20 protein-coding genes are annotated in these 16,538 nt (G+C 45.5%); all 20 read left to right on the top strand.

The features are described 5' to 3' along the window. Positions 1 to 99: 99 nt before the first annotated feature. Positions 100 to 1,629, top strand: coding sequence for a flexirubin biosynthesis tyrosine ammonia-lyase FlxA (flxA, locus tag NFI80_RS09345; protein WP_235161774.1), 1,530 nt, complete (start codon positions 100 to 102; stop codon positions 1,627 to 1,629). Continuing rightward, entirely contained in the window at positions 1,626 to 2,357 is a 732-nt protein-coding gene (flxB, locus tag NFI80_RS09340; protein ID WP_235161775.1) for a flexirubin biosynthesis SDR family reductase FlxB, read from the top strand. The genes flxA and flxB overlap by 4 nt, the downstream gene beginning before the upstream one ends. A 3-nt stretch (positions 2,358 to 2,360) precedes the next feature. Continuing rightward, entirely contained in the window at positions 2,361 to 3,581 is a 1,221-nt protein-coding gene (locus NFI80_RS09335; RefSeq protein ID WP_235161776.1) for a beta-ketoacyl-[acyl-carrier-protein] synthase family protein, read from the top strand. A gap of 194 nt (positions 3,582 to 3,775) precedes the next feature. Continuing rightward, complete coding sequence (locus tag NFI80_RS09330) at positions 3,776 to 4,042, top strand: phosphopantetheine-binding protein (protein WP_084439573.1); 267 nt, start codon at positions 3,776 to 3,778, stop codon at positions 4,040 to 4,042. Between the two features lie 2 nt (positions 4,043 to 4,044). After that, positions 4,045 to 4,911, top strand: a complete 867-nt coding sequence (locus NFI80_RS09325) for a lysophospholipid acyltransferase family protein (protein ID WP_235161777.1) — start codon at positions 4,045 to 4,047, stop codon at positions 4,909 to 4,911. Next, positions 4,911 to 5,330, top strand: a complete 420-nt coding sequence (locus tag NFI80_RS09320) for a hotdog family protein (protein ID WP_235163230.1) — start codon at positions 4,911 to 4,913, stop codon at positions 5,328 to 5,330. Before NFI80_RS09325 ends, NFI80_RS09320 begins: the two co-directional genes overlap by 1 nt. A 21-nt stretch (positions 5,331 to 5,351) precedes the next feature. Further along, positions 5,352 to 5,768: an acyl-CoA thioesterase gene (locus tag NFI80_RS09315; RefSeq protein ID WP_235161779.1), complete on the top strand. Its 417-nt coding sequence runs from the start codon at positions 5,352 to 5,354 to the stop codon at positions 5,766 to 5,768. Between the two features lie 7 nt (positions 5,769 to 5,775). Next, positions 5,776 to 6,858 (top strand): beta-ketoacyl-[acyl-carrier-protein] synthase family protein, encoded by a 1,083-nt coding sequence (locus NFI80_RS09310; protein WP_235161780.1) that lies wholly within the window; start codon positions 5,776 to 5,778, stop codon positions 6,856 to 6,858. Next, positions 6,855 to 7,475, top strand: coding sequence for a hypothetical protein (locus NFI80_RS09305; protein WP_235161781.1), 621 nt, complete (start codon positions 6,855 to 6,857; stop codon positions 7,473 to 7,475). The genes NFI80_RS09310 and NFI80_RS09305 overlap by 4 nt, the downstream gene beginning before the upstream one ends. A 35-nt stretch (positions 7,476 to 7,510) precedes the next feature. Further along, positions 7,511 to 7,771: a phosphopantetheine-binding protein gene (locus NFI80_RS09300; RefSeq protein ID WP_026630157.1), complete on the top strand. Its 261-nt coding sequence runs from the start codon at positions 7,511 to 7,513 to the stop codon at positions 7,769 to 7,771. 10 nt (positions 7,772 to 7,781) lie between these two features. Continuing rightward, the gene (locus NFI80_RS09295) at positions 7,782 to 8,966 is read left to right on the top strand and encodes a beta-ketoacyl-[acyl-carrier-protein] synthase family protein (protein ID WP_235161782.1); all 1,185 of its coding nucleotides are present in this window, start codon (positions 7,782 to 7,784) and stop codon (positions 8,964 to 8,966) included. 29 nt (positions 8,967 to 8,995) lie between these two features. Beyond that, the gene (locus NFI80_RS09290; RefSeq protein WP_235161783.1) at positions 8,996 to 9,961 is read left to right on the top strand and encodes a beta-ketoacyl synthase chain length factor; all 966 of its coding nucleotides are present in this window, start codon (positions 8,996 to 8,998) and stop codon (positions 9,959 to 9,961) included. Next, on the top strand, positions 9,951 to 10,721 hold the full coding sequence (locus NFI80_RS09285) for a polysaccharide deacetylase family protein (protein WP_235163231.1): 771 nt from the start codon (positions 9,951 to 9,953) through the stop codon (positions 10,719 to 10,721). Before NFI80_RS09290 ends, NFI80_RS09285 begins: the two co-directional genes overlap by 11 nt. After that, a complete protein-coding gene (lolA2, locus tag NFI80_RS09280) occupies positions 10,708 to 11,337 on the top strand; it encodes a flexirubin biosynthesis/transport protein LolA2 (RefSeq protein WP_235163232.1) in 630 nt (209 codons plus the stop codon). The genes NFI80_RS09285 and lolA2 overlap by 14 nt, the downstream gene beginning before the upstream one ends. Positions 11,338 to 11,352: 15 nt before the next feature. Continuing rightward, complete coding sequence (locus NFI80_RS09275) at positions 11,353 to 11,709, top strand: ApeI family dehydratase (protein WP_235163233.1); 357 nt, start codon at positions 11,353 to 11,355, stop codon at positions 11,707 to 11,709. 18 nt (positions 11,710 to 11,727) lie between these two features. Then, positions 11,728 to 12,882, top strand: coding sequence for a DUF2062 domain-containing protein (locus NFI80_RS09270; protein WP_235163234.1), 1,155 nt, complete (start codon positions 11,728 to 11,730; stop codon positions 12,880 to 12,882). Between the two features lie 156 nt (positions 12,883 to 13,038). Next, positions 13,039 to 15,264: a sodium-translocating pyrophosphatase gene (locus NFI80_RS09265; RefSeq protein ID WP_235163235.1), complete on the top strand. Its 2,226-nt coding sequence runs from the start codon at positions 13,039 to 13,041 to the stop codon at positions 15,262 to 15,264. A gap of 137 nt (positions 15,265 to 15,401) precedes the next feature. After that, complete coding sequence (locus NFI80_RS09260) at positions 15,402 to 15,617, top strand: hypothetical protein (RefSeq protein ID WP_235163239.1); 216 nt, start codon at positions 15,402 to 15,404, stop codon at positions 15,615 to 15,617. Further along, entirely contained in the window at positions 15,614 to 16,045 is a 432-nt protein-coding gene (locus tag NFI80_RS09255) for a putative toxin-antitoxin system toxin component, PIN family (protein WP_256565289.1), read from the top strand. The genes NFI80_RS09260 and NFI80_RS09255 overlap by 4 nt, the downstream gene beginning before the upstream one ends. A gap of 105 nt (positions 16,046 to 16,150) precedes the next feature. Then, on the top strand, positions 16,151 to 16,462 hold the full coding sequence (locus tag NFI80_RS09250) for a hypothetical protein (RefSeq protein ID WP_157486679.1): 312 nt from the start codon (positions 16,151 to 16,153) through the stop codon (positions 16,460 to 16,462). Positions 16,463 to 16,538 lie beyond the last annotated feature (76 nt).

Here is a 16,538-nt window from a genome sequence, read left to right as displayed (position 1 = left end):
TTCCGGCAACTTCCGGTGGCACGTTTGCCGATTGCGGCATGTTTGTCAAAACCGCAAAAAAAGATTTATTTTACGTAATATTAATTATGCAATCTCTAAATGAATAGTATTTCCTTAGCTCATATCGAGCAGTATGCTTTTGAAAAGAAGGAATTTATCTTAGCCGAAGACGCCCTCAATAAAGTTTCTAAGTCCTTTACATTTCTTACGAATTTCTCCAAAGATAAAATTATATACGGAATCAATACCGGTTTTGGCCCGATGGCTCAATACCGGATTGAGACTGATAAGCTGAGTAACCTGCAATACAACCTCATCCGCAGCCATTCCAGCGGTATAGGCAGGCCACTCAACGAAATTTATGCCCGCAGTGTGATGGTAGCGCGCCTGAATTCATTTTTGCAGGCCAACTCGGGTGTCAGCACGGGTGTTATCAAGCAGCTTGTCGCATTTTTAAATAAAGGGATTGTACCTGAAATCTTCGAGCATGGAAGCGTCGGCGCGAGCGGTGACCTTGTTCAGCTTTCCCATCTAGGCCTTAACCTGATCGGCGAAGGGCACGTTTATGAAGGCGGGATCAGGACAAAAACGGCCGATGTTTTAGCAAAAAATAACATTGAGCCGCTTAAAATGGAATTGCGCGACGGCCTAGGGCTGATCAACGGAACGTCCTGCATGACGGGCATTGCGGCGATCAATATTATTTATGCAAAAAGGCTGGTGCAATGGGCGGTTGCGGCGTCGGCCATGCTGAATGAGGTTATTGAAGCATTTGATGATTCGTTTTCCAAGCAACTGAATGCGGTTAAACACCATAAAGGCCAGCAAATTATAGCGCAGCAAATGCGTGATTTTGTGGCTGGCAGTCAGTTGATACGCAGTCGTGAAGAGTTATTTAAAGATGATACGGCGCTGCAACGGAAGGAATTTGAGCGGAAGATCCAGGAATATTATTCGGTAAGATGCGTTCCGCAGATCCTGGGGCCAATCCTTGATACATTGCAGTATGCGCAGGAAGTGGTTGAAAATGAGCTTAATTCAACCAATGATAACCCTATTGTAAGCCCGGAGGACGATAATGTTTTCCACGGAGGCAATTTCCACGGCGACTACATTTCGCTGGAAATGGATAAAGTTAAAATTGTCCTTACCAAGCTTTCAATGCTAATGGAAAGGCAGCTCAACTTCCTGATGAACAGTAAATTAAATGGCAAGTTTCCGCCATTCCTGAACGCCGGAACATGGGGATTGAATTTCGGCTTCCAGGGCGTGCAGTTTACAGCGACTTCCACAACAGCAGAAAACCAGGCGCTATCCGGTTCAGTTTACGTGCATAGCATTCCTAATAATAATGATAATCAGGACATTGTAAGCATGGGGACCAATAGTGCGGTGCTTGCCAAGCAGGTTCTGGAAAACTCATTCCAGGTAATGTCAATTCACATTATGGCCATTTGCCAGGCCATTGATTTGCTGGAACCGGGTGAGCAGGAGCGGTTATCGCCTAATGCAAAATCCATTTACAGCCAGATCAGGCAGCATGCGCATTTCGTGAAAGAGGATATTCCGCAATCCGAAAGCATTGCAGCAGTATTCGAATATATCAAAGAAACCCCCTTTAAATTATGAGCTGTGCATTGGTAACAGGCGCGTCAAGAGGACTGGGCCGTGCCATAGCGGTGCAGCTTGCAAAAGATCACGGGCTATATATTCTGGTCAATTATTCTTCCAATCAGGCCGCGGCAGAGGAAACGTTAGCAGCAATTGTGGCTGCCGGTGGGGCCGGGGAATTGTTGCAATTCAATGTTCAGACAAAAACGGAGGTGGACGAGGCCCTGAACAAATGGAGAGAGAGGAACGAAGAAAAGCATATCAGTGTGTTGGTGAATAATGCCGGCATTACGCGTGACGGCCTGTTTATGTGGATGCCGGAACAGGATTGGGACGATGTGATGAACATTTCCGCGAAAGGCCTATTTAATGTTACGCAAAATGCCATTCAGCAAATGCTGCGCAAGCGTTCGGGCCGGATTGTTAACATTGCATCGGTGTCCGGAATGAAGGGCGTGGCCGGGCAAACGAATTATTCGGCAGCCAAGGGGGCAATTATTGCAGCCACAAAAGCGTTGGCACAGGAAGTTGCTAAGCGCAAGATCACGGTAAATGCAGTTGCGCCGGGTTTTATCACGAGCGATATGACCAAAGACCTGAACGAAGCAGAATTAAAGCAAATGATACCGATGAACCGTTTCGGCCAAGCGGAGGAAGTTGCACATCTGGTTAGTTTTCTGGTCTCGGATAAGGCCGCCTACATTACGGGCGAGGTGATTAATATCAACGGAGGAATTTATTCATAATTAATGGATCACAGAGTTGTCGTAACCGGAATTGGGATTTACTCTTGTTTAGGCGAAAACCTGGACGAGGTCACAAAATCTTTGTATGCCGGGAAAAGCGGGGTTGTTTTTGATCAGGTTAGGAAGGATTTTGGCTTTCGTTCTGCGCTAACGGGCATGGTTCAGGAGCCCGACCTGAAAAACTACCTGTCCAGAAGGCAGCGCCTGGGTATGCACCAGCCCGCTATTTATGCATATATGGCTACGCGTCAGGCGCTTGAACTCTCGGGATTGGATGTGGACTTTCTCGAAACCACAGAAACCGGCATCATTTATGGTAACGACAGCACTGCCTCATCGGTGGTGGAAGCGGTTGACAAAGCCAAAGAAAAACACGACACCACATTAATTGGAAGCGGCGCTATTTTTCAAAACATGAATAGCACGGTTAATATGAACCTTTCGACGATTTTTAAGTTAAAAGGAATCAATTTTACACTCAGCGCGGCTTGCGCATCCGGCTCCCATTCTATCGGGATGGGTTACATGATGATCCGGCAGGGATTGCAGGACAGGATCATTTGCGGTGGTGCGCAGGAAATTAACATTGCTGCCATGGCCAGTTTCGACGGGCTGGGAACATTCTCCATACGAGAATCGGAGCCTGCAAAAGCTTCCCGGCCATTCGATCGCGATCGCGACGGGCTGATCCCCAGCGGCGGCGCGGCAACAGTAATTCTCGAATCATACGAGTCCGCCGTGAAGCGCGGTGCTCCTATACTGGCAGAACTCATCGGCTACGGATTTTCTTCCAACGGCGATCACATATCCAATCCCAGCATCGACGGGCAGGTCCGCTCACTTAAAATGGCCATGACCCAGGCGGGAATTGCTGCGGATGAGGTGGATTACATTAATGCGCACGCCACGTCGACGCCAGTCGGCGATGGGAGTGAAGCACGAGCGATTTTTGAAGTTTTCGGGCCTGAAACACCAGTAAGTTCAACCAAATCAATGACGGGGCATGAGTGCTGGATGGCGGGTGCCAGCGAGATCGTTTACTCTTTACTAATGATGCAGAATTCTTTTGTAGCACCCAATATCAACTTCGAAAACCCGGACGAAGACTCGGCGCGGATCAACGTTATTGCTGAAACTAAGGAGCAGGAAATCAATTGTTTCCTTTCCAATTCGTTTGGTTTTGGCGGAACAAATTCAACATTAATCATCAAAAAAATCTCCTGATCAGGACGATTTGCGGAGTTTCAACTTCGTAAGCGGCGGTTCGCGGCAACCGTAAATTTGTATTTTTGTTCTGCTCCAAAGGGATGCGCGCATGCAATGGTTTTTGTATTAAATTATTGTGTGAGTCGCAGAGTTTAATTTAAAAAAGAGCAATATCTTTAAACTATCAGCAAGAATAAATTAATTTTGTAGCCATGTATGCTAACGACGTAAAAATGAGTTGGGAAGAAGTTATCGAAGAAACGAGGGATTTTTTATCGGAGGAGTTTGAGGTGGACCGGAATCTGATTCTTCCTGAAAACAGTCTCAAAGATACGCTCGATCTGGACAGCCTTGACTATGTGGATCTTGTGGTGCTCATCGAAGAAAATCTCAACATTAAAATTACAGGCGAAGACTTCAAGGAGATCGTAACATTCGGTGATTTTTACCGGCTTGTTCGTAAGAAACTAAATCTATAAGAATGAGCCGTTGGGATGGTAAAACCAAAGGATCATTAGTCGGGTACAAAATCTTTCTCTATTTCATTAACAAGCTTGGGCTGGATTTTGCCTACCGCTTGTTGAAGCTGGTAACGTATTATTACTATCTTTTTGCAGCGAAGCAAAAAAGCGCGTTACTGGATTTTTACCAAAATACCCTCCATCTTCCAGTTTCAGAGGCCAAAAAGCTGGCCAGGAAAAACTTTTACATTTTCGGACAAACTTTGGTAGACCGCGCCGCATTCCTGCTTGGGAAAACGGAAAAGTTTACGCATGTGTTTGAAAATGAGCAATATCTGATTGATATACGGGAAGGTCGAAAAGGCGGGATACTGCTGAGCGCGCATTTGGGTAACTGGGAAACGGCCGGTAACCTGCTGAAAGGGCGCATTACACCGACCATTAACATTGTAATGCTGGACGCGGAGGTGGAAAGCATTAAACAGTTTATGGACAGTTCCACAGGCGGTTCCAGGTTTAAGGTTATCGCGATCAGAAACGATCTTTCACACATTATCGCAATTCGCAACGCATTGGTTAACAACGAGTTTGTGGCCATTCATTCAGATCGCTATATGGATGGCGCCAAGTTTATAGAGTTGGATTTTTTCGGCAGGAAGGCGAAGTTTCCTTACGGACCGTTCATTATCGCCTCCAAGTTTGATGCGCCGGTAACATTCGTTTTTGCTGCCAAAGATGGAAGGTACAGTTATCATCTCAGCGCAACATTGCCGTTAACGGGAAAACGCAAGCCCGAAGAGATCGCCGCCTTGTATGTTGCTGAACTGGAACGAAAAGTGAAGGAATATCCTGAGCAATGGTTTAATTATTTCAACTTTTTTGTTTAATGATCGTACCCAAAAGCGCTATAAATCAATACATTCCACACCGAGAACCCTTTATCATGATTGATAATCTGGTAAGCGTTTCAGCGGAAAGATTTGAATCGGATTTTTGTATAGAACAAGATAATGTGCTGGTTGAAGACGGGCATTTTCAGGAGTCGGGGTTATTGGAAAACATTGCGCAGACTTGTGCTGCATCATTCGGTTATCTGGACCGTGAGGAAGACGGGGAGCCTAAAATTGGCTTCATAGGAGCCATTACAAAAGTGGAAGTGCATGAGCTGCCAACGGCCTCCGCAACGATCCGGACAATCGTAGAACCACTACATCAACTAGGAAATATTTACCTGGTTAAAGGGGAAAGTTTCTGGGAAGGGCGTATATTGCTCGGCTGTGAAATGAAGATTGTGGTGACACACTAACCCTTAATGAGATAGCATATTATGATTGCTTCGGAAATCGAAATTGATATACGTTTTAGTGAAACTGACGCAATGGGCGTTGTTTGGCATGGCAATTACCTGAAATTTTTCGAAGACGGGAGAGAAGCTTTTGGTAAAGCCTACGGATTGGAATACCTGACAATTTTCGACAAAGGCTACTTTACACCCATCGTAAAATCTGAAATTGACCATAAGGCTCCGGTTTATTACGGGCAGATCATTAAAGTAATAACGAAATATGTGCCTGCAAAATCAGCCAAAATCCAGTTTGAATATGAGGTTGTGAACCTTACAACTGGCGAATTGTGCGCTGTGGGCAAAACCATGCAGGTTTTTTTGAACAAGGAAACACGCACATTGGAACTGATTACTCCCGATTTTTACCGGGATTGGAAAGAACAAAACAAGGTTTATTGAATCTGGAATGACCTACATTGGTGCCGAAGTAATCATAAGTCCCTTGGGTGGGACCACAGCTGAGAACTGGGCTGCTATGCAGGCCAATCGATCGGGAATTTCTTTGGTAAAGCAAGCCGGATTCGACAATGCAGACCTTTATTTGTCTAAAATGCTGGATCTCGTCGCTGATTTCAAATTTGAAAAGCTGATTTCGGACGCACTTTCGGCTGTTTCTGAAAATATAGATCCCGCAATCCTGACCTCTGAAAGGACCATTGTGATTGTGAGTTCGACAAAAGGTGAACTTGATAAAAATATCACCGATCAGTTTGGTAAGAGCATAGAAACGCTGGTTTCCAGGTTTCGCCTGGCCAATCAGCCCATCGTGCTTTCAAATGCTTGCATATCAGGCGTGTTGGCAATTAATGCGGCTAGCAATCTTATTCAAGCGAAAGTATACGACCATGCCATTGTCATAGGCTGTGACCTGATTTCGGGTTTTGTCGTTTTTGGATTTCAGTCTCTCTTTGCAATCAGTGATCAGCCCTGTGCCCCTTTCGATGCGTCGCGCAAGGGCATAACAATGGGCGAGGGGTGCGGTGCAGTGGTTGTTTCTGAGACAAGGGAAATATTCAAAAATGGCGCTTTACAGCTTCTTTCCGGCACGAGTGCCAATGATGCCAATCACATTTCAGGCCCTTCCCGAACGGGTGAGGGATTGTTTCGAAGTGTGAAAAAGACATTGGAATCCAATGACGTAGCACCGGAAGAAATCGATTTTATCTGCGCGCATGGCACGGCGACGGTCTTTAATGATGAAATGGAATCCATTGCCTTCGACCGGATTGGCTTGACGAATGTGCCGCTGAGCAGTTTGAAAGGCTATTTCGGACATACGCTGGGTGCGGCGGGTGTGATAGAAACAGCAGCCTCCATGCAAATGATGCGCCACGGAGTTTTGTTAAAAAGCCTCGGTTATAAGGAAAGCGGCACCTCAATAAAATTAAATGTCATTGCAGAAAATATTCCTAGCAAGCCGGTAACTGTTCTGAAAACAGCATCAGGCTTTGGCGGCGGTAATGCATCTTTGATTATCAAGAGTTTATGAGTTTGATTACAACATATTGTCATTTGTCGGCCGATCATTTTTCGGTGAATGGCGAGTTGGTGGCAACGCGTGAAAAAGATGCTGCGGACAGTTGGTTCAAACAGATTTATAAGGAGCAGGAAATCGTATATCCTAAGTTTTATAAAATGGACGCGCTGTCGCAAGCAGGATTTTTGGCTTCGGAAGTGATAAAACGTGTTAACAAGGGTTTGGCGAGCAAGTATCAGGACGATGAAATTGCAATGCTGTTCGCAAACCAATCGTCCAGCGCGGACACAGATCTGCGATTTTTACACTCCTATGAACAAAATGGTGCACCAAGTCCATCTTTATTTGTTTACACATTGCCTAACATTGTTTTGGGTGAAATAGCGATCAGAAACAAGTGGTTTGGCGAGAATATGTTCGCTGTTTTACCTAAATTCGCCCCCGGTTTTTTCGTCGATTACGGGCAGATTTTCCTGTCCACCGGCGCCAAAGCAGTTCTGGTCGGATGGCTCGAAGTGATGGGCGATCAGATCGAAGTTTTCGTTGCACTGGTAGAAAGCGAATCAGAAGGCGGCATGGATTTCAATAAGCACAATCTTTCAAAGCTCGCCGGTTTGAGCCACGCATAACAATCCGAAAATCAAAGTATACACATTAATTGACAATGGATAATTTAAAGGAAGACCTTAAAAAACAGATAATAGAGCAGTTGAACCTTGAAGATATCACGCCGGCTGACATTGCGGACGATGCGTTGCTTTTTGATGAAGGAGGTCTCGGCCTGGATTCCATTGACGCGCTGGAACTGATCGTGTTGCTGGAAAAATACCATGGGATTCAGGTGGTCAACCCGGATGAAGGCAAGGTGGCTTTCAAGTCAATCAATTCAATGGCAGAGTACATCCGTAACAGGGCAGTCGAATAAAAACTACGAAATGGGCGTCCGAATAACCGGTATGGGCATTGTATCTGCAATTGGGCTGACTGTTGCAGAAAATTTGCAGGCGCTGATGGAAAGCAGGTCGGGCATTGAGCCCGTGCAGTTTCTGAAAGAGGCAGAAGGGCTGTTGGTCGGAGAAGTGAAAATGTCCAACGAAGCATTGCAGCAAGCGCTTGATACAGGTCCAAAAGGCATTTCCCGCACCTCATTGTTGGGGTTAAAAGCCGCGAAAGAAGCATGGGGCGATAACAAGCACGTAAGCGGACTTCGAACAGGCATTATCTCGGCAACTTCCGTTGGCGGAATGGATCGGACAGAGGACTTTTATAAAAGCTATCTCGCCGGTACTAATCCCGATTTCAATATCCTCAAAACCCACGACAGTGGCAGCACGACAGAACGAATCGCTGCTGAACTGGGCATTTCCGGTTATATTAATACACTTTCAACAGCTTGTTCCTCAGGCGCTAATGCCATTATGCTAGGCGCGCGGCTGCTTCTAAATGGTAAGCTCGACCGGGTCCTGGTTGGTGGTTCGGATGCAATAACCAGGTTTACAATCAACGGTTTTCGCTCATTAATGATCTACGACGATGCATGGTGCAGGCCGTTTGATGAAAGCAGAAGTGGGTTGAATCTGGGGGAGGGCGCTGCGTTCTTGCTGCTGGAAAATGAAAAGAGTGTGCAGATTTCAGGGAACAAGACAATCGGATATGTGAGTGGTTGGGCGAATGCGGCTGACGCATATCATCAAACTGCATCATCACCGGAAGGAAAAGGGGCAACCCTGGCGATAAAAAATGCTTTGACCAAATCCGGTGTTGCGTTGTCTGACATTTCTTACATTAATGCACACGGGACCGGGACGAAAAATAACGATCTATCCGAGTCAGTGGCGCTGATGAATGTTTTTGGGAATGATATTCCGGCATTCAGCTCAACAAAACCATATACGGGGCATACCCTTGCTGCTGCCGGTGCTATTGAAGCCGTCTTTTCGGTTCTTGCCATTCAGCGCAACCTGATTTTTCCAAACCTGAATTATAAAACGCCCATTACAGAGACCGGGCTAAATCCAGTCACTTCCCTGCAAAGCGAGAAGGCTATTAAAGCTGTTTTGTCCAATTCATTTGGTTTCGGTGGGAACAATTCATCGCTGGTTTTTTCAAGCCATAATTAAGTAGATTACATAAATTCAAGATATCCTAGGTGTATTACATTTCCGCCGCATCGACCATTTCGCATCAGCCAACATTCCGGAATGTTGGCTTTTCTGCCAGTATTGAGCCGCTGCAAGAGTCGTCTGCACTGTTAAGTCCGGATTACAAAGGCTTTATTGACGCCGGACTCTTGCGGAGAATGAGCAAGATTTTAAGGATGTCGGTGGCTTGCGCGAAGGATTGCATAGGGCAGGCAAAGATTGAGCAACCGGATGGAATCATCATTGGGACGGGATTAGGCTGTCTTTTGGACACTGAAAAATTTCTTAACAATGTTATAACTATTGAAGGACTGCTTCCACCCACTGCCTTTATCCAGTCTACCCATAATACAATGGCAGGTCAAATCTCACTGAGCATTGGAAACCATGGGTATAATATGACGCATACGCAAAACACCATTTCATTCGAGAATGCACTTGTGGATGCTATGTTGCTTTTGGATGAAAATGAAGGGAACATTCTGGTTGGTGCTGCGGATGAGGCCATTGATTTTTTAACAAACATTTCGGAAAACCTGCATTTGAACATTGCTAATCCCATCACTTCCGGGGCATCCTTTTTTATGCTTTCGAGTAACCGAAATGAAGAATCAGTTGCTGGTATCAAAGACTCTCGTGCCATTGGTCTGGTGAAAGATATTACGAGTGAGATTAACGATTTTCTGAGAGAAAATGAGCTGAGTGCAGCGGAGCTGGATCTGGTGCTGGTTTCGGATGTGCATAGGCACGATTCGGATGGCGTATTATCCCTAATTCAGAACCTGGGGATAGACAAAAGTAAATGTGTGGATTACTTAACCTACTCTGGCATTTATCCAACGACTTCCGCATTCGCTGTACATTTGGCTGTGGATAGAATGAAAGCTGACAAGTCACTCAGAAATGTGCTGGTTTGCAATACATTAATTCAAAGTAACCTGGGGTTAACACTCCTGCAATCGATTGAAGCATAACATTGTCACAGGAACCGCCATCACCATTTTTGCGCTCAGCGGGATTATCTTCTGGGAGACAGGCTTCGCATGGCTGATTTTCATCTTCATTGCCCTTGCATATCTTGCCCTTACCGCCTACGGTTCGTTCAACATTCAGGCCAATTATTTCCTGAAATCAATAAACACAGGTAAAAGAAAATCCATCGCCCTAACGTTCGATGATGGCCCGGATCCTGACACCACACCAAAGATTCTTGACATTTTAAAGGAAAAAGGAGTGAAGGCCACGTTTTTTGTCATTGGAAAACGGGCAGAAAAATATCCGGAGCTGCTTCGCCGCATTGATGAGGAGGGGCATATCATCGGCAACCATTCATACAGCCATCATACAATGATCGCTTTCTTCTCGAAAGACAAGCTGGCAAAGGACCTGGAACATTGCACCAGCATTATCAGTGGAATTCTTGGAAAAACACCAAAATTCTACCGTCCACCCTTTGGCGTGACCAACCCGCGTTACGCGCGTGTCTTGCGTGAGCAAAAACTGGATTCTGTGGGCTGGTCTGTTCGAAGCTTTGATACAAAAGCTCAAAATAAATACGAGATTATCAATCGCGTCATGTCAAAAGTAAGAGCCAGGGACATTGTTTTGCTGCATGATAACCGGAAAGTCACAGCCGATTCAATGGAAGATTTGATCGAACATTGTTTACAGAAAGGACTAAAAATTGAGCCGCTTTCCAAGCTAATTCAACGTGAGCCCTATGAAGAAAATTAGTGCTATATTGATCGCATTCTGTCTGACTATTGCCTGGGCGCAAGGACAGACATTCAAACCATCAGCAAACCCGGAAAAGCTTTTCCAGGAACTACGCAAGACTTCACAAGAGGTGAATTCGATTCAGGCTGCGTTTACCGAGGAGAAATTTCTAGCTGTTTTGAAAGAGCCGGAGCATTCATCCGGAAATTTTTATTACAAGAAAAATGACAAGATGCGGTGGGAGCAAAAATCGCCAGTTAAATATGTAATATTAATTAACGGTGATAGATTACGCGTTCAGGAGGCTGGAAAAGAAAAAAGTGTTGGTCAGGCTGGTAGAATGGTAGCGCAGATCAAGGAGTTAATGATCGGCTTGGTCAACGGTGATTTTCAGCAAAATAAAGCATTTTCGCAAAGTGCTATGGAAAGCGCAGATCAGTATATGGTCGTGTTAACTCCTGTTAACCGTCGGCTAAAAAACATTTATTCTAAGATAACCATGGTCTTCCCGAAGAGCACGATGCATTTAAAAGAATTGTCTTTTTATGAAAAAGGCGGCGATAAGAGCGTGATGAAATTTCAGAATGAGAAGTTCAATCAACCGATCGACGACAACCTTTTTATCAATTTATAGTAATCCAATTTCAGCATGTTTGCGAAAAGTCTATACGTTGTAACCAACACCGAAGCAACTCCCGAAAGCCTTGTTTCGGATATTGTTATCAACGCGCAGCATGCCATCTTTGCCGGCCACTTTCCGGGTGCGCCGGTTACTCCGGGTGTTGTACAGATGCAGATCGTGAAGGAGCTCCTGGAAACACATTTAGGCCAAAAGCTGGCCATGAAATCCATGCGGACATGCAAATTTCTTGAAGTGCTTGATCCCCGGGAAAATCCAAATGTTCGTATTACTATCAAATTCAAGCAGTCAGAACTTTTGGAAGTCAACGCCTCAGGGGAGGGCAATGGGAAAGTTTTTTTCAAAATGCAGGCAAGCTATCTTTAACAGAAAGTCCGTTTCATAATGACCTTACAGGACCTCAATTGCTGCATCATTGTTCCTACTTACAACAATATCAACACACTGGGCCGTGTCATTGACTCCCTTCTTCCTTACTCTCAAAACCGGGATATCATTGTCATCAACGACGGTTCTACGGACGGAACAGCCGCTTTGCTGGCTCAATATGGCGATCAACTAACTATTCTGGACAACGGCATTAACCGCGGGAAAGGCTACGCGCTTCGCGCCGGGTTTGCAGAAGCATTAAGACAGCATTACGACAACGCGATCAGCATCGACTCCGACGGCCAGCACCTTGCATCCGACATTCCGTTGTTTCTGGAAGCAGCAAAACAAAATCCTGGCGCTGTGATTATGGGTTCGAGGGACATGGAGCAGGAGGGCGTCCCGGGCAAAAGTTCTTTTGGAAATAAATTTTCCAATTTCTGGTTCAAGTTTGAAACGGGCATCTCGCTGCCCGATACGCAGACTGGCTTTCGCCTCTATCCTTTGCGGGAAATCGGGAAGATCAGGCTTTTTACTATGAAGTTTGAAACGGAAATTGAAGTGCTTGTAAAGCTGGCCTGGCGCAATGTCCCGATCGTCCCGGTGAAAATACATGTGATTTATGACAAAGACGAGCGTGTCACGCACTTCCGACCGTTCAAGGATTTTACCCGGATCAGCATCCTGAATACATTCCTGGTCATCCTCACTTTACTTTACTATTTGCCCAAAAGACTGATCCGACAAATTAATAAGAAGGGCGTTTGGAAGATTATCAGGGACGAGGCTGTAAAATCGGATGAGTCCAATTTAAGCAAGGCAAAATCCATTGGTTTCGGATTTTTTATGGGCATTGTTCCGGTTTGGGGCTTTCAGTTGCTTATTGGCATTCCGTTGTCGATTTATTTCAAGATGAACAAGGTCCTTTTTCTTACTGCCGCTAACATTAGCATCCCGCCTTTTATTCCGTTTATCATTTTTGGGAGCTACAAATTCGGCGGCCTCTTTTATCAGAACGGTGTACAACTCACTTCATTTGAGAATCTTACGCTCAGCTCGATCCATGTAAATTTCGTACAATATTTTATAGGCGGCACATTGCTCGCAGTCGCAGCCGGACTGGCAGGCTTCGCGATAACCTATCTTTTACTGACTATTTTTCGCAAGTAACGGCGCTGGCCCGGCGCTTCCCCAATTACTGAATTCTATAAATTTTTATAAAATCTATACGAATTGATCAAAAATTAGCGGTTTCGCATTTTGTTATGAGGTCCCATTCTCTATATTTACGAGATTTTAAAACCTATAACCTAATTTGTTTATCGCATGAGTAACATTACCTATTTAGTGCCGGCTTTAGGCCTTGTTGGCTTGCTGGTTATGTTCTTCAAAAGAGGCTGGGTCGTCCGGCAGGATGGTGGAAGTCCTGAGATGAAAGAGATCGCGGACGCAATTGCAGATGGTGCCCTTGCCTTCCTGAAAGCCGAATGGCGTGTACTCATAGTATTTGGTATCATTGTTAGTATTTTACTCGGTTACTCGGGCACATTGGTTGAGAATTCCAGTGCCTTCATTGGTATTTCGTTCCTGATTGGTGCGTTCATTTCAGCATTTGCGGGCTATATCGGGATGAATATTGCTACAAAATCCAACGTCCGCACTACGCAGGCGGCACGCACAAGCCTTACCAAAGCATTGGAAGTGTCGTTCACCGGCGGTTCTGTAATGGGCATCGGGGTGGCGAGCCTCGCCGTAATTGGTTTGGGCGGATTGTTCATCATTTTATATCATTTTTTTGTCGGTGACAGCACGGACGTCAATGGTCTGGGCATGGAAAAAGTGCTTGAAGTGCTTGCCGGATTTTCGCTTGGCGCAGAGTCTATCGCGCTTTTTGCACGCGTAGGCGGTGGTATTTATACAAAAGCTGCTGATGTTGGCGCCGACCTTGTAGGAAAAGTGGAAGCCGGAATTCCTGAGGATGATCCGAGAAACCCTGCAACCATTGCAGATAACGTAGGTGATAATGTGGGCGACGTAGCCGGTATGGGAGCGGATTTGTTCGGGTCATATGTGGCAACAATTTTAGCAACGATGGTTCTTGGCCGCGAGATCATTGCTGAGGGAACGGATAATTTTGGCGGCATCGCTCCGATTTTGCTTCCTATGGTCATTGCCGGAATGGGCCTTATCGCTTCCATCATTGGCATGCTGCTGGTTCGTGTTAAAAATGATCAGGGAAATGTGCAGGCCGCTTTGAATTTGGGTAACTGGGCCTCAATCATTCTTGTTCTGATCGTCAGCTATCCGCTCACGCTGTGGATGTTACCCGAAGGAACATTAACCATTCGCGGCGTCGATTTCACCGCGCTGGACGTTTTCTGGGCTATTTTGCTGGGATCGATTGTAGGCGCAATCATGTCTATGGTGACGGAATATTACACGGCTATGGGCAAAAGACCTGTTCAATCCATTGTAAATCAATCTTCAACTGGTCACGCTACGAACATTATCGGCGGACTTTCCGTGGGTATGGAATCTACGGTTATTCCAACATTGGTGCTGGCAGCCGGTATTTTTATCAGTTATGAATTTGCAGGCTTATATGGTGTCGCGATTGCCGCAGCCGGAATGATGGCCACCACAGCCATGCAATTGGCTATCGATGCCTTTGGACCAATCGCGGACAATGCAGGCGGAATCGCCGAAATGGCACATTTGCCGGAAGAAGTTCGTGGCCGTACGGACATTTTGGATGCCGTTGGTAACACAACTGCTGCTTCCGGAAAAGGTTTTGCCATCGCTTCCGCCGCCCTTACTTCGCTGGCGCTTTTTGCTGCTTTCTGCGGTGTAGCAGGCATTAGTTCTATTGATATTTATAAAGCCAATGTGCTGGCCGGCTTATTTGTAGGGGCCATGATCCCGTTCATTTTCTCATCGCTGGCCATTGCAGCCGTAGGTCGTGCTGCCATGAAAATGGTCGAAGAAGTGCGCAGACAGTTCCGCGAAATCCCTGGCATTATGGAAGGCACCGCAAAGCCGGAATATGACAAATGTGTGGCTATTTCTACGCAGGCTTCTATCCGTGAAATGGTTGCGCCGGGCTTGATCGCACTTATCGTTCCCGTCCTGGTCGGTTTTCTTTTCGGGCCGGAAGTACTTGGTGGAACATTGGCGGGTGTGACGGTGTCGGGTGTGTTAATGGGTATTTTCCAGAACAATGCCGGTGGCGCCTGGGATAATGCGAAAAAATCCTTTGAAAAAGGTGCTGTCATCAATGGCGAAACCTTCTACAAAAAGTCAGAGCCGCACAAGGCAGCCGTGACGGGAGATACAGTAGGGGACCCATTCAAAGACACATCGGGCCCATCCATGAACATCCTGATTAAGCTAATGTCCATCGTCTCCCTGGTAATCGCCCCGCACATCGCTGTGGATAAGGACGATCTGGAAGGAAGTTTGAAACCCAAAGAAATACATGTTACCACGGCTCAGGTTTCAAATGTTGAAACTGAGGCGAATGTTGCGGTTTATCCTTTAAAGGGCAGCAGATAGTCGTTTAAAAATGCTTTTCTACATCGCCCGGCATAATGAAGCCGGGCGATTTTTTGTTATAACGCGATTGAATGTAGTGTTCGCAATTTATTTGTATGTCCAAGTGTTAATTGTTACATTGATAAAAAGTTATTCTTATGGAAGTACTCACAATTGAACTTACCAATCCGAAAGCGAAGCGCTTGCTTGATGATTTGGCTGAACTGGGGTTAATATCCATTATGAAGTCCCAACCGTCATGGAACGAGCGTTGGGATGCTTTGTCCGGTGAACTGCCAGATACACAAGATATTTCTGAACAGGATATATTCGATGAAATCGCGGACGTGAGGAAAAATCGGGTTGGTTTGTGATTAGAGTTGTCATTGATACCAATCTATATGTCAGCGCGCTGATTAACAGTAATTCGCGAATGCGACTTGATAAAATACTAAAAGACAGCCGCTTTGATATTCTGACTGACAAGGTGCTCATTGGAGAACTTGATGAAGTCATTAACAGGCCAAAATTTAGGAAGTATGTTTCAGCTGAACGAATTGCCGCGTTCATGGAGCTGCTGACAGAGCGTTGCTCTCCCATTGACACTTTCTCAAAAGTATTGCACAGCCCAGATCCCAAAGATGATTTTTTACTAGCATTATGTCTGGACGGATCGGCGCAATATCTTGTCACCGGGAATAAGATCGATTTGTTGGATTTAAAACAATTCGAAAGAACTTCGATTTTATCCCTGACTGAATTTTTACAAATATATTTCTCAGACGATCAGCCCGATCAATAATTAGCATCTCCCCCGGAACGATTTTTGTTGAGTTATTTTGCTTTTGCTTGGATTGCTGATAAGGCGGTTGGTGCGGGGCGATTTATTTCATCAAAAAGAATGATCATGAAAAAAGTATTTGTTTTAGCTGCAATGATCGGATTGTCGACGGCAGCATTTGCACAACAGGACGACTCGAGGACAAAAACGGAAAAGGCTGTCGATAATACGAAAGCTGCTGGCAAAAAAGCTGGTAAAGAGATCAAAAAAGACGCCAAGGTGGTTGGTGAAAAAACCAAAGAAGGCGCAGAGGCAGTGGGTGATGGTGTAGAAAGAGGCGCTGACAAGGTTGAAAAAGGAAGCAAAAAAGCTTACAAAGCAACCAAAAGAGAGGCCAAAGAAGCCAAAGAAGACATTAAAGAAAAAGTAGATAACTAACGGATACCCCGTTGATTTGCATGCCCATCAGAACATTCCCGTTTTGATGGGCATTTGTATTTTACAAAGAACCCAC

It is taken from the genome of Dyadobacter chenhuakuii (assembly GCF_023821985.2).
Lineage (GTDB): Bacteria > Bacteroidota > Bacteroidia > Cytophagales > Spirosomataceae > Dyadobacter > Dyadobacter chenhuakuii.
This window is presented reverse-complemented; position numbering and strand designations above follow the sequence as displayed.

Coding starts and splice junctions, on each gene's coding strand:
- flxB (WP_235161775.1), top strand. CDS start 1,626: ATGAGCTGTGCATTGGTAACAGGCGCGTCAAGAGGACTGGGCCGTGCC.
- NFI80_RS09310 (WP_235161780.1), top strand. CDS start 5,776: ATGACCTACATTGGTGCCGAAGTAATCATAAGTCCCTTGGGTGGGACC.
- NFI80_RS09325 (WP_235161777.1), top strand. CDS start 4,045: ATGAGCCGTTGGGATGGTAAAACCAAAGGATCATTAGTCGGGTACAAA.
- NFI80_RS09335 (WP_235161776.1), top strand. CDS start 2,361: ATGGATCACAGAGTTGTCGTAACCGGAATTGGGATTTACTCTTGTTTA.
- NFI80_RS09265 (WP_235163235.1), top strand. CDS start 13,039: ATGAGTAACATTACCTATTTAGTGCCGGCTTTAGGCCTTGTTGGCTTG.
- flxA (WP_235161774.1), top strand. CDS start 100: ATGAATAGTATTTCCTTAGCTCATATCGAGCAGTATGCTTTTGAAAAG.
- NFI80_RS09295 (WP_235161782.1), top strand. CDS start 7,782: ATGGGCGTCCGAATAACCGGTATGGGCATTGTATCTGCAATTGGGCTG.
- NFI80_RS09330 (WP_084439573.1), top strand. CDS start 3,776: ATGTATGCTAACGACGTAAAAATGAGTTGGGAAGAAGTTATCGAAGAA.
- NFI80_RS09270 (WP_235163234.1), top strand. CDS start 11,728: ATGACCTTACAGGACCTCAATTGCTGCATCATTGTTCCTACTTACAAC.
- NFI80_RS09250 (WP_157486679.1), top strand. CDS start 16,151: ATGAAAAAAGTATTTGTTTTAGCTGCAATGATCGGATTGTCGACGGCA.
- NFI80_RS09275 (WP_235163233.1), top strand. CDS start 11,353: ATGTTTGCGAAAAGTCTATACGTTGTAACCAACACCGAAGCAACTCCC.
- NFI80_RS09305 (WP_235161781.1), top strand. CDS start 6,855: ATGAGTTTGATTACAACATATTGTCATTTGTCGGCCGATCATTTTTCG.
- lolA2 (WP_235163232.1), top strand. CDS start 10,708: ATGAAGAAAATTAGTGCTATATTGATCGCATTCTGTCTGACTATTGCC.
- NFI80_RS09260 (WP_235163239.1), top strand. CDS start 15,402: ATGGAAGTACTCACAATTGAACTTACCAATCCGAAAGCGAAGCGCTTG.
- NFI80_RS09315 (WP_235161779.1), top strand. CDS start 5,352: ATGATTGCTTCGGAAATCGAAATTGATATACGTTTTAGTGAAACTGAC.
- NFI80_RS09300 (WP_026630157.1), top strand. CDS start 7,511: ATGGATAATTTAAAGGAAGACCTTAAAAAACAGATAATAGAGCAGTTG.
- NFI80_RS09320 (WP_235163230.1), top strand. CDS start 4,911: ATGATCGTACCCAAAAGCGCTATAAATCAATACATTCCACACCGAGAA.